Consider the following 12,745-nt stretch of genomic DNA (forward strand, 5'->3'; position numbering starts at 1 on the left):
GTATGAACGAGGAGTGGAACCGATACCATTGTCAGATAGCCTTACCCGGTTTTGGACCGGAAGGACAGAAGCGCCTGCAAAGCGCTGCGGTGTTGATTGTTGGGGCAGGCGGTTTAGGCTGCCCTTCCGCACAATACCTGGCTGCGGCGGGTATCGGCACCATTGGTATCGCCGATGACGATGTGGTTGCAGAAAGCAACCTGCACCGGCAGATCTTATATGCGCCGCAGGATGTGGGGTTGCCAAAAGCGGCAACAGCGGTAAAAAGATTGCAGCAGCAAAACCCGTCAGTAACCTTTAATACGCATCCTGTACGGGTTACCTCATCCAATGTAATGGAACTGATTGCAGGGTACGATCTTGTACTGGAGGGTACCGATAACTTCGAAACGAAATGCTTATTGAATGACGCCTGTGTGCTGTCTGGCAAGCCATTGGTATATGGCGCCATATACCAGTATGAGGGGCAGGTAAGCGTATGGAATGTGCTGCAGGCCGACGGAAGCCGTTCCCCAAACTACCGGGATGTTTTTCCGGGTGCGGAATCGGCGCAGGTGCCCAATTGCGCGGAAGGGGGCGTTATTCCCACGCTGGCAGGTATCGTGGGTAGTATGCAGGCCAATGAAGCCATTAAGTACTTCACCGGATCCGGGGAACTATTATGCGGTAAGCTATGGATCATGAATGTGCTGGACGGAAGATCCCGCATCATTCAGCTGAAAAGAACCGGTGCCCGGGTAGACCGGCTTCCGGAAACCATTGAAGCCATTACATTCGAACAGCTTCAAAGGCGTTTTAAACAGTATACACTGGTTGATGTACGGAGCCTGCAAGAACATGTTGCTTTTAACATCGGTGGTATAAATATTCCTCTGGATGTATTGGAAAGCCGGGTACACCAACTGGATCCGGCGCATCCCATCGTGTGTTATTGTGCCACAGCAAAAAGAAGTACGGCTGCCGCATTTATAATCAGGGACCGTTTGCCCGGGACAACGATCTATGTACTGAAAAGCGGTGTCGGAAACATGCAGGCCCACCCATCCGGCATTTCAAAAATGTAGCTTTTACTTTAACAAAGGAAGATAAAAGAACGGCCGTTTATAACGCTATCCGGATACGGATGCATTGCGGAAAGCGCGCCTTATGGTGTTGCATGGCCCGGCACACCCGGATGATCCGGATGGTTTTAACCCTTAGATCCGGCTCCCCGTCATTATAAGCAAGAAAATAATTCCGGGAAACGCGGCCGGGCCCGCGGAGCGATGGATTTTAGTCGATCTGCTTTTTTGAATGATTTTTCCGGGATTGGCCGGCCGGCATACCCGCCAGCTCCAGGTTGGTTTGCTCAATCATTTCACACATGCTGCTAAGTGCCAGGTCGTTTGTTTCTACGCCAAACGGCTCTTCTATCTCGTCTGCAATGGCTTCAAATGCAACAAAGGTATAGGCTATAAAAACGACGATAAACGGGGTGAACCAGCCGAGCGTGTCTACCAAGCCGAATGGCAGCAGGAAGCAATAAATGTAAATCGTACGGTGCAGCAGCACACTGTAACTATAGGGGATGGGGGTAGACATAATGCGCTCGCACCCTCCGGCAACATCTTCCAGCTTATCGATATTTTCATCAAACCGGGCCTGCTGTATGGAATCGATCTGGTTGGCCGCTTTTGCCCGTTCTACCCATGCGGCCAGGAATTTGGTGATGATGATATATTTGTATTGAGCCTGGGCCAGTTGTTCAAGATCTTGTTTTCCAAGCCGGCTCTTTAAATCATCCTGCGGGTCGGTGCCCCGTAGCTGATGTTTCAGCGCATAGGTATAGGCAGTCAGCAGGTGTACAAATTCCAAAACAGTCCCTTCATCAGCCTTTGGATTCAGTAAGGTAAGCGCCTGCCGGGTAAGAGAACGTGTAATGTTCAGCAACGCGCCCCAAAGCTTACGTCCTTCCCAGAAACGCTCATAGCTTGCATTATTACGAAATCCGAGGAACAACGCCAGTACAAAACCAAACAGGGTCAAAGGGGTTGTATTAAGAGGCACCTTAAATGAAAAAATGGTTCCATGCAGGTACACAACGGCAAGAGAGAGGAGGAATAAAAGCGACAGGCGCGGCAGCAACCGGGGCAATACGGACCCGTGCCATATAAAAAGCATTTTGAACCAATGTTCTTTTTTTCTGATGATCATATATTAAACATAAAATAAAACGGGCGAACCTCACATACAAAAGTAGCAAATACCGGTATCAAGCTTCAATCTGCCAATAAAAAGCTTCAGAACAGGAAGCGCCGAAGCGCGGGAAACCGGTTACCGTTCCCTGCCGGACCTCACTGCCAATGCTACCACCTGGTAGGAACTGCGTGCCGGTCTTTTTTCACCTTCGGCCACCAGGCGTAAAGGACCTTTGGAAGGAGGTAAGGCAACTCCGTCTGCTTTATAGGCAAGGATCACTTTTTTATCTGTAAAGCTGCTATCCAGTTCTGCCAGGGAAAAAAGCACTTCATAACCATCGGCGCAGGTTACAAGCAGGTACTTGGATAGGTTTTCACCGTGCAGCGCTTTGCCTGTGGTTACTCCGGCCTTTGTTAAAATGGCCGAAACGGGCACTCCGCTATATGTATGCGACTTACCGTCACGGTCCTGCAGGAGGGCCGTTGTGCCGGGCATCGCGTTCAGATCTTCCATTGTAAGTTGCAGGGGCTTACTTACCACACCGGATACTTTTAACGTAAACGGCTTTTGTGCCAACAGGTTGATGCAGAGCAACAGTGCCGGAATAAAGCATGCTATTGTTTTCATTACAAAGTTTTTGTTAAGGAAAGGAACCGGAATTTTTTGCCGGTTGTGAAAGCAGCTGGCAGAAGCTACCGGAGCTTTTGCGGAAGGACAATGCAGTAAAAGGATTAAACGCATTTACCAACGACCACATCTGTTATTTTGCACTCCGGGGCATTCAGTAATCGATTACTAATGTCATTTACCCGGGCAATTTTTTTATCATTGCTGCAGATACGCGGATTGCGTCTGCGGTACTTTTGTCGTGATGTTTTTGAGTGCTATTAAAACCGGTACCACATGTGCGCATCCGCGGCCTTAACGAAATGAAGCTGCATCCTATTATTCCACGTCCTGTTCCGGTTCCAGCAGGCTCCGGTACAAAATTTTGTCTATCTTTTGATACACTTCCGGGTCGTGTTTCCTGATTTTTATTTTTACATATTTTGAAGCCGGCATATTGCTTTCTTTTACAACATTATTGACCGAAACCAGTACGTTGGTTTCCGGGAAATAGGTAACGGTATTCTGCCGGGGTATCGGGTAGCACACAATCACAAATAAAGGAGCGATCCGTTCCACGTTATCATCATAGTTAAACAGGTCCACTTTATCACCTGCGCTGAAACCTGCCCGGTCAATATCTTCCTGGTTCATAAAGATCACCCGCCGTTCGTTCTTGATGCCCCGGTAGCGATCGTCGAGTCCGTAAATAGTAGTGTTGAACTGGTCGTGGGTGCGTGTTGTGGCCATCATGTATTCATCCGCTTCAAGATGATTGTCGGGGATCGCAGTGATCGTAAAGGGGGCGCGGCCGTCCAGCTCATTAGCAAAACGTTGGTAATCCCGCGCCGCGTTGGGCAGGTAAAAGCCCCCTTTTTGCCGCACCCGTACATTGTAGTTTTCGAAGCCGGGGATGCATTTTTCAATATCATCCCGCACCGCGTCATAACTGTCGTGATAGCGCTGCCAGTTCACCACGGCCCGGCTCCCCAGGGTAGCCATTGCCAGGCGGCAAACAATCTGTGTTTCATTGATCAGGTCTTTGGAAACAGGATCGAGCATGCCTTTTGACTGTTGTACCACACCCATCGAATTCTCTGTGGATATAATTTGCACTTCGCCATTTACGATGTCTTTATCACTACGCCCATAGGTGGGCAGGATGATGGCTTCTTTCCCGTGGATCAGATGTCCCCGGTTTAATTTGGTAGAAACACAAACCAGTAAATTCAGCTTCCGCAGGGCATTGGCGGTATACGTGGTATCAGGGGTAGCTGAAAGAAAGTTGCCTCCCATACAAAACAGCAGTTTCACCTTTTCCTCATGGATGGCCTTAATGGCGCGAACCACATCGTATCCATGTTTACGGGGCATCTTGAATCCGAAGAAGCTTTCGAGCCGGTCCAGCTGTTTATCCGTAGGCTTTTCGTCGATCATCATTGTGCGGTTGCCCTGCACATTGCTGTGCCCGCGTACCGGACAAACGCCGGCGCCGGGTATGCCGATGCTTCCTTTGAGCAATAAAATATTGAGCATTTCCCGGATCATATCCACACCATTGGGTTGCTGGGTAATGCCCATTCCCCAACAGAAAATGATCCGTTTTTTAAATGCCATCATTTGCGCCATTTCATAAATGGCTGCTGCAGGAACACCTGCTTCTTTTGCCAGTTCCTCCAGGTTATAGTCTTTAAATTGTTCCAGGAACGCGTCGTATCCCGTTGTTTTTTCTTTTATGAATGCATGGTCCAGTACTTCTCCCGGAGATTTTTTTTCAAAATCAAGCAGTAATAATTCGAGGGCTTTCAGCAACGCCATGTCGCCGTTTATTTTTACAGGCAGAAACAGGTCTGCCAGCTTGCCCGCTTTGCCGATAGCGCTTGTAACCGCCTGTGGATTACGAAAACCCATCAGCCCTGCTTCCGGCAGCGGATTGATGGCAACGATCTTTGCGCCGTTCTGCTTTCCTTTGGCCAAAGCGCTCATCATACGGGGCGCATTGGTGCCCGGGTTTTGTCCAACAATGATGATAACATCTGTGTCATAAAAATCTTCCAGCGTTACGGTGCCCTTGCCGATACCGATGGTGGGCCGCAATGCCGAGCCGGAGGTTTCATGGCACATATTGGAGCAGTCGGGCATATTGTTCGTTCCAAATTCTTTGGCAAAAAGCTGGTAAACAAAAGAAGCTTCATTGCTGGTGCGTCCTGATGTATAAAAGGCGGCGGCATCAGGCGAGTCCAGCGCGTTCAGGTGTGCGGCAATTTTTTTAAACGCGTCTTCCCAGCTGATGGACTGGTAATGGGTACCGCCTTCCGGCAGATACATCGGTGCTGTAAGCCGGCCCAGTTTCCCGATCCGGTAGTCATCTAATTTGGCCAGGTCAAAAACGGAATGCTGTCTGAAAAAAGCTGCGGTAATTTTTTTGGTGGTGGCTTCTTCTGCCAGCGCCTTTGCACCGTTTTCGCAGTATTCGCCGATGGGCGAGCGTTCATCATCGGGGTCGGGCCAGGCACAGCTTGGGCAATCAAAGCCTTTAAACTGGTTCATTTTTAACAAGGCCAGGTTTCCCCGGAAAAATGTTTTTTCTTCCACGAGGTCGCGCATGGCGGCCACTACAGCGGGCAGGCCCGCAGCCCAGGTTTTTATGGGACTCAGCTTAAGGTCTAAAAGCCGGTACGGATTTTCGGCATCCGGTTCTTTCTTTATTTTTTCTTCAATGGCTTCTTTTTTCATGCCGTTTATTTTAATCACAGGTAAGTGACGGGTTCGGATAATTGTCGCTTTGATCTTCGGCGGTATTGTCAATACAAACAAAATCTTTTTCAACCAGCAAGTGCAGGTTGCCGGATACATCTTCAAAACCCACCTGATCGGTATTGTAAAGCGCTTCGATCATGGTTTGGGGCATGCTGAGTACGATTTTGCTGCCGGAAAAATCTGCCGACAGCGCTGCCTCTTTTGTGTTTTCTATCGCATAAATAAGTGTGTTGCCGGCAAATACAGTTTGCTCTTCCAGATTCCCTTTCTTCCAAAGCTTTGCAACTTCAGACCGGGTTAACCGGTATCGGAGGCTGTTGCCTTTAATTCTGATCTTCATACAACGCAGGTATTGAAATGTGATTGCTCAAATGATAGATGTTAAAGCGGCTTTGTTTGAGAAAGCCAAACAAGGTGATGTCAAATTCTATAGCCAGGTCTACTGCAAGACTTGACGGAGCCCCGATAGCAGCGATTACAGAAATGCCTGCCATGGCTGCCTTCTGGATCAGTTCAAAACTGGCCCTGCCGCTAAGCAGTAAAATATGCTGGTCCAATGGCAATCGCTGCCCGTTCAGTGCGCTGCCGATCAGCTTATCCAAGGCATTATGCCGGCCCACATCTTCTTTTAAAATCAGCAACGTTCCGTCTGCCGTAAAAAGCCCTGAAGCATGGATACCGCCTGTAGCGGCGAAACCGCTTTGAGCCGCGCTCAATTTTTCAGGCAGCGTGTAAAGTACCGCGGCATCCAGCACCAGCGGAGGTTTCCGGAGGTGCTGAAAAGGACTAACGGTTCGGATGGACTGAATGGATCCCTTACCACAAACGCCGCAACTTGAGGTGGTGTAAAAATTCCGGTCGGACTGCATCAGGTTGGGCATGAATGTTTCGGCAAGTGCTACCTCAATGATGTTTTCTTTTTGTGCAGCACATTCCATACCCGCATGGGATATATTTTTAACCTGCCCGGCCGATGTAATGATCCCTTCCGTAAATAAAAAACCCAGAGCCAGGTCGGCGTCAGCGCCGGGGGTGCGCATGGTAACAGAGATGCTTTTTTGTACGCGCGCTGTTCCGGCTCCATAACGGATCCTGATCTCAAGCGGTTCTTCCACGGAAAGCACATCCGGAAATGTGGAACTTGTAAAACCGTTCACTTTTCTGACAATGGCCTGCCTGGTTGAAAAGGAATCCAATTGGTTCATATCAGCTGGATTTTAAATTGGAAGTGGTTAATAAATTTAATAAAAAAAGCGCAGAAATCGGTCTGTTGTTCAAGTATGCGCCGATACCCATTCTTCGCCGTCTTCAAAAATTTCCTTTTTCCATATCGGTACCGTTTTTTTCAGGGTCTCAATGGCATAACGGCAGCCTTCAAAAGCCGCTTCCCGGTGCGGAGCGCTCACCACAATAACCACGGCTGTATCTCCAATGCCCAAAACGCCAACGCGGTGATGGATAACGATCCTCCGGATATCCCATAAACGGATCGCATTTTCCGCGATCTTCTTTATTTCTTTCAGCGCCATGGATTGGTAACATTCATATTCTAAACGTAGAACCCGTCTTCCCTTTGTCTTGTTGCGTACGGTACCTGCAAATATAACCTGGCCCCCGCATGCGTCGTCGGCGGCATTGCCGATGCAGGCGGCCATATCCAAAGGAGTATCTGATAGTTTTATATCAATCATGTGATGTTTTTTTAGCCGCCGCTTACGGGTGGAATAATGGCAACTTCAGCATTTGCATCCACGGTTTCATCATCCCCTGCATAGGTGTCATTTACAGCAACGAGGTAGGTTTTCAGCTTTTTTATTTCGGGATACAGCGCTTCAAACTCGGCTTTCAACGCCGCAACGGTAATGGCTTCCTGTACATCCATTTCGAGGGAGGAACTATTCATAAATTCCTTTACAACGCCAAATGCCAATATGCGGATCTTCATTTTTTATAATTATAAAATGGAAGGTAAATGCTTAAACAATACTTCTATGCCGGCACAAAACACCAGAACGGCTGTCAGCCGGCGTATGACAACCGGGTTGAACTGTATAGACATCCGGGAGCCGGCCTGACCACCGATAAAAACGGCCCCGCATAGCAAGAGGATCCGAGTATGATCGATAGTGCCCTGGATTGCCGACAGCTGCCCGGCAATACCCGAAACAGAATTTACCAATATGAACAGGCTGGCAGTTGCCGCTATTATCCGGGGCAGATCCCACTTCATTAAATTCAGAACCGGAGAAAGAAAAATGCCTCCGCCGATGCCTACCATGCCCGAAAGAAAACCGATCGCTCCTCCCAGGGCACTGTTTTTCAGAAAGGCCTTTTTTACCGGCTCTTTTATTTCAGTAATGCTTGCCGGTTTTGTTTTGATCCATAATAATACAGCTGCGGCAATGAGACTGCAACCCAGGATGATGAAAAAAGTATCCTGGCTGATGCGCACTACAGCCCCCAGGTAGGCCATCGGTATACTCAGTAATATAAGAGGAAGGGTCTTTTTCCAGCGAACCTGCCCGTTCCTTATATAAATATAAACTCCGCCGCTAACCACGATGATATTACATATCAAAGCTATCAGCCGTAATTCTTTAAACGGGAGGCCATACATGGCTAAAATGGCCAGGTAGCTGGAGCCGCCGCCAAACCCTACGGCAGCATACACAAAAGCTATGATCAGAAAAAAGAATAATAGTTCCCAATGTTCCAAGCTTAGAAAATTTGATTGTGTTCCGGATCTCGTTTCTGGAAATGGATGCTCCAAACCCGCATCAACGCTGATGCAATAATAACAAATTCGGCGCAGAGCTGCATTGACCGGGCATGTGGAATTTGGTGAAAAAAGTATCGGATATTATCTGTGTTCGGCCGTAAAAAACCCCGGGATCATGGGAACTTCCATACATTTTGCCCGTAAAGGGTCATCGGCTTCTGTAGTAACTGCTTGTATCTCAGGTGTATAGGGGTAGTGAAGCAGCCTGCTTTGGTAAGTTACCGGTTTTGTGGCAGGAAGCTCGCTGATTGTTACTTCAAAAATGGCACCGAAGCCGCTCAAACACTATATGGCTTTTGCGGGGAAGTTAAAAGGAAACAAAGCAGATGGCTGTTCTTACTGATCCGCACTTTTACAGGCCTGCCAAAAGCTGAATTATATCAGCCTCGTGCATTGGGAAAGAAAAAGGAAGCATCTATGATGCATAGCGGCAACGGGTAAATGCCAGAATTGAATCCCGGATTTATACGCTAAACGGTCAGGGGAGCCCCTTACTGGTTTAAAAGCGTTGTCAGCTCATTTTGACGGGGGAGGGCTTTACCACAGATGGAATAACGGAGTCGATCCATCGCCGCTTCAGCTGCATGTTTTGTATCGAATATTCCGAGTGCCATATTTGCGTACTGAATATTAAAAAGCTGCGCTCCGAAGCATCCTACATAATATTCATTGAGGCGTAAGGCAAAGAGTCTGTTTTCAGCTATGTTTGCCATCACCAGATGCCAGCTGGTGGTTGCAATGAGTCCGGGGCCATGCAATGTACCCTTTTTGATAGACTCAATGGCACGATGTGCCGAATCTTTGTTGTAGTAGGCTCCAACCAGCACAACATTGGTTGACCTCCCTTCCAAAAAATGATTGAGATTGTTTGTGAAAAGATCTTCAAGATTAACGACAAACAGCTCCTGGATCTTCGTATCGCCGGCCAGTGCATAAAACGTTGAAGCGTCCAGGACCATGCCGTTCGCTTTCAGGGAAATGTTTGCCAGGTTGAGTAATGCCATTTTATTAGGATTTATGTGTGCGATGGTATGAAAATATCTTAAGGTAAGGATCTTTAACACGCCGGGTGCCGGTTTAAAGCAGTAATGGCTGGTTTGAAAACGGCGTATTTATAGTCAACGGTTTTTTTGACAGAATAATTGGCGGCGATTTTTGGCATATGATCATTTTTTGATTTGTAATTTTTGCCTTAGCAAAGGCTGCATTGTTTGCTATGTAAATGAGTCCATTGAATTATACCAATTCCTGTGCCATGTAGCGCTACGGCCTTCTAACCGGAAACGGCAGGAGGCCTGCGAAGATAATTGCCGCTAATGGGTATTTTGTTACGCACCCCTCCGGATAGTAGCAATATCGGTGCTCGTAACCGGTTAACGGATGGATATAAAAGCTGATTAAACCTGCGGGGTATCGGTTGTTTCCGACACGGAAATAATTGTAAAAGGAAAAGATGTTTGCCCGATCGGGCTAAGCGGCAGGGCGCCGATTATATTTGCTGAAATTACATGGATCGTTTAGGTGAGGCTGTTTGGATTTCAGGGTGCAACAAAACTATAGGTTATGGTGGTGTTGTAAGTGCCGGGCGGTTTACCAAGGACCTGCGTTACTTTATCGGCAGTAATGCTGTATTTAAGCCCCACTTGCCGGTCAATGACCGGGGCAGCGGCGGATATGATCTTCTGGGCCGTTGGTGAAAGCGTAACAGCCGATACAGAGGGATCGCCGGTGCTGGATGAAATGGAAACGCAACCCACGGGGATCGTATTACTGCCATTTACAAGGTTGGGGGAAGATGCCTTTACATATACATCGTAGGCAGTGGTCTTACTAATGGTGAGGGCATTATTTAAACTGGTAGACACCCCGTTTTTATAATCGTTCAGATTGTTGAACGATACGGTAACATCGCTGTTGTTTACACGAAGCTCTCCAAGGTCGGCCACGTTCACAGTAAGCGCCGGTACCTGCTGAACAGCGGCTGCCTGGGGTGTTGTACCGGCATCGAACGCCTCATAATTCAGCGTTGTTGTATAAGTTCCTTTCTGAATAAAACCCGCTTTCAGATTCGCCGGGGAAATGCTGTAATTTACCGTATTGGTTTGCTTGTTACCAACGGGGATGGTATAGCCCCCGGCCGGAGAAAGATTTTGATAGGAGGAACTCAATGCAATGGGTGTACCCGTAACCGGAGCGGATACATTGGCCATCACATTACCGGTACTGGTATTGGGATTGGCTGCTCCGGGATAGCCATTACTATATGCAAAATTGGCGGTTGCTGTATTCACACGAAGCCCTAATGGAACGGTATACGTAAAAGGAAGCGTATGGCTGACGTTTAAGGTGGTATTCCGGAAATAATTGAGATTGTCTACCGTTGCAGTGATATTTGAAGCGGTCGATACCGAAATAAAAGGATTTACGATCACCTTCAGGCTCGCCGGGTAGGTGTTGGTGCTCAGGCAAAGCGTTCCTCCGGGCGTTGTGAAGGTAAGGTTGGTGGCGTAGGTTCCGGCCTTCCAGGCATAGTTGGTCATTTCTGTTTGAGGAATACGATAGCGTATGGACACCGCTCCGCCGTTCACCAGTGATATGAGGGCGGAATACAGGGTTTGATCTGATACGGATAGCGAGCGTTCCGTTACGGCGGCCCCCAGGCTTATATTTGGTCCGATTGCGGTAACAAGTAATTTGATCTTGGACAGGATCGATGGGGTAAGGGTTGGCGAAAAGTCGGCATTTGCCCGAACACGTATAAAAGCACCCAGTGCCAGAAGACAACTGTTTGCCGTAAAGGAGTTATTGTTCACAGCAACTTCGCTGGAAATATTACTGCTGGTAATCGTAAGTGTAGGATTTTGCCCGGCGGCCGCTACTGAAAATAAGGAAAGCAACAACAAAGCAGAGCGGCAGCACTTAATCATAGCTGATTTCTTTTTGTGCCACCTTTAAATCGGTTCCTTCGCCGCCATCTAAAATAACAGTGGCCTGATAAGCGCCCTGTTGCAGATGCGCCGGTATCGTTATAAATACTACCTGCGATGATCCGGGCAGCATTGAAATGATCCTCGGCGGTAATTTAATGCTGGCTCCTGAGTTTTTCTTTGTTAATTCAAATCGCAGTGTGGCATCTGTGGCAACGGCTCCCGTATTTTGTATCGTGGCCGCCATGCATCTTGTAGAGTCCGTAACAGGGCCCCTGTCCTGAAGCGCAATAAATTCGAGATTTTTTTTACTCACCTCCGGGAGGGTATTGTAGAGTTGTATACCAATTTCTACTTTAATAAGAATATCCACTTTTCTCCCGGACCTGTCAATCCCTTTTATTGGTTTGCGTTCATTTACCTGCGTTAAAAACAGCATGCTGTTCGTGACCGGTTTGGCATCTTTTGGTACCTGAACGGAGACCGCCACTTCTTTTGATTCTCCGGGCTGCAGGATCAATTGCTTTGGATCGATCCGCATCCAGCTGGCATTGGATGCCGGCAGGCTGCCGGGGTCGGAATAAATTTTATTTCCGAGGCTGTCCCGGTACCAGTCTTTAAGTATAGCGTTTAGAACGATCATGCCGCTATCTGTGTTTGAAACCTTAATTCGTTCCGTTGCTACCTGTCCTGCCGTACTGTTGAAAAAGATACGGGAAGGTATTACTGCTACGCTTTGGGCGCCAGCCCTGTTAAAACAGAGCAGCACCAGTAATGACTTTGCAATATAGCCCGCGTAGTAGTGAATACCCAAAACAGGGTTATCCCGTTTTTTTCTTTTTAAAAATAACACGGCTTGTTATGTCTTAATGACCTATGGGTTTGTAATCGAATAAGTGAGCGCTACGGTATATGTATCCGGCGCTTTACCGAGGATCTGCGTGGCCACGTTTGCCTGGGGAACAGAATAGGTGACATCTGCAGGTGCCGCAAGGGCATAGGAACCGCCGATTAACGGTGCCGGGGTTGTAGAAAGCGCTGCAATTGTTTGCAGGTTACTGCCCGGCAAATTTGTGTTATTGGCCGTTGCCGGCGCTGTAACGGAAACGGCCGCTGCATTTACCGTTTGCGTGTTTCCTCCTGTTCCCGCAAGTGTGGCTGCATTTGCTGCCAGGCTTACCGTGTACGGCAATATACTCGTAATCAGGAGATGGCCCGTCATGGGGGTGGTAACACCGTTCTGATAGTCTGCCAGTGTGGTAAACGCAAGCGTTACGTCTGGCTGCTGTACGGTAATACTCAGCAGCGGATTAATTACTACATGAAGATTTGTTGTACCTGTCGTGGGCTGTGCATTTGCTGTGCTGGATGCGATCCCTAAAAATAAAAGAAATGCAACGGCTAAAGGGTGAAGTTTATTAGTAGTCATAGTTCAGAGGTTTTGCTATTGTAAACCTACAACAAAAAAAACGTAAAAAAAAATCTAAGTATTTTT

General features: G+C 47.9%; 13 protein-coding genes. 1 reads left to right on the forward strand and 12 read right to left on the reverse strand.

The genetic code is table 11. The annotated features are described in order from the left end of the window. The first annotated feature begins 2 nt into the window (after positions 1–2). Complete coding sequence (locus tag LQ567_RS01440) at positions 3–1,064, forward strand: HesA/MoeB/ThiF family protein (protein WP_231002313.1); 1,062 nt, start codon at positions 3–5, stop codon at positions 1,062–1,064. Positions 1,065–1,272: 208 nt separating this feature from the next. Here LQ567_RS01440 and LQ567_RS01445 read toward each other — a convergent pair whose 3' ends face one another. From LQ567_RS01445 to LQ567_RS01500, 12 genes are all read right to left on the reverse strand, one after another. Continuing rightward, positions 1,273–2,193 carry a bestrophin family protein gene (locus LQ567_RS01445; RefSeq protein WP_231002314.1) on the reverse strand — a complete coding sequence of 307 codons (921 nt, stop codon included), beginning with the start codon at positions 2,191–2,193 and terminating at the stop codon, positions 1,273–1,275. Positions 2,194–2,313: 120 nt separating this feature from the next. Further along, a complete protein-coding gene (locus LQ567_RS01450) occupies positions 2,314–2,805 on the reverse strand; it encodes a molybdopterin-dependent oxidoreductase (RefSeq protein ID WP_231002315.1) in 492 nt (163 codons plus the stop codon). 318 nt (positions 2,806–3,123) lie between these two features. Next, the gene (locus LQ567_RS01455) at positions 3,124–5,520 is read right to left on the reverse strand and encodes an FdhF/YdeP family oxidoreductase (RefSeq protein ID WP_231002316.1); all 2,397 of its coding nucleotides are present in this window, start codon (positions 5,518–5,520) and stop codon (positions 3,124–3,126) included. Positions 5,521–5,530: 10 nt separating this feature from the next. Then, on the reverse strand, positions 5,531–5,884 hold the full coding sequence (locus LQ567_RS01460) for a DUF7009 family protein (RefSeq protein WP_231002317.1): 354 nt from the start codon (positions 5,882–5,884) through the stop codon (positions 5,531–5,533). Continuing rightward, the gene (gene fdhD / locus LQ567_RS01465; RefSeq protein WP_231002318.1) at positions 5,868–6,749 is read right to left on the reverse strand and encodes a formate dehydrogenase accessory sulfurtransferase FdhD; all 882 of its coding nucleotides are present in this window, start codon (positions 6,747–6,749) and stop codon (positions 5,868–5,870) included. The genes LQ567_RS01460 and fdhD overlap by 17 nt, the downstream gene beginning before the upstream one ends. Positions 6,750–6,818: 69 nt before the next feature. Continuing rightward, positions 6,819–7,235, reverse strand: a complete 417-nt coding sequence (locus tag LQ567_RS01470) for a molybdenum cofactor biosynthesis protein MoaE (protein ID WP_231002319.1) — start codon at positions 7,233–7,235, stop codon at positions 6,819–6,821. A gap of 11 nt (positions 7,236–7,246) precedes the next feature. Then, positions 7,247–7,489 carry a MoaD/ThiS family protein gene (locus LQ567_RS01475; protein WP_231002320.1) on the reverse strand — a complete coding sequence of 81 codons (243 nt, stop codon included), beginning with the start codon at positions 7,487–7,489 and terminating at the stop codon, positions 7,247–7,249. Between the two features lie 9 nt (positions 7,490–7,498). Beyond that, positions 7,499–8,260: a sulfite exporter TauE/SafE family protein gene (locus LQ567_RS01480; protein WP_231002321.1), complete on the reverse strand. Its 762-nt coding sequence runs from the start codon at positions 8,258–8,260 to the stop codon at positions 7,499–7,501. A 554-nt stretch (positions 8,261–8,814) separates the two neighbouring features. Then, the gene (locus tag LQ567_RS01485; protein WP_231002322.1) at positions 8,815–9,327 is read right to left on the reverse strand and encodes a hypothetical protein; all 513 of its coding nucleotides are present in this window, start codon (positions 9,325–9,327) and stop codon (positions 8,815–8,817) included. A gap of 534 nt (positions 9,328–9,861) precedes the next feature. Continuing rightward, positions 9,862–11,250, reverse strand: coding sequence for a hypothetical protein (locus LQ567_RS01490; protein WP_231002323.1), 1,389 nt, complete (start codon positions 11,248–11,250; stop codon positions 9,862–9,864). Further along, positions 11,243–12,064: a fimbrial biogenesis chaperone gene (locus LQ567_RS01495; RefSeq protein WP_231002324.1), complete on the reverse strand. Its 822-nt coding sequence runs from the start codon at positions 12,062–12,064 to the stop codon at positions 11,243–11,245. Before LQ567_RS01495 ends, LQ567_RS01490 begins: the two co-directional genes overlap by 8 nt. Before the next feature lie 60 nt (positions 12,065–12,124). Then, complete coding sequence (locus LQ567_RS01500; protein WP_231002325.1) at positions 12,125–12,679, reverse strand: hypothetical protein; 555 nt, start codon at positions 12,677–12,679, stop codon at positions 12,125–12,127. Between the last annotated feature and the right edge of the window lie 66 nt (positions 12,680–12,745).

The organism is Niabella pedocola, assembly GCF_021044425.1.
In the GTDB taxonomy this organism is placed as follows: Bacteria; Bacteroidota; Bacteroidia; order Chitinophagales; family Chitinophagaceae; genus Niabella; species Niabella pedocola.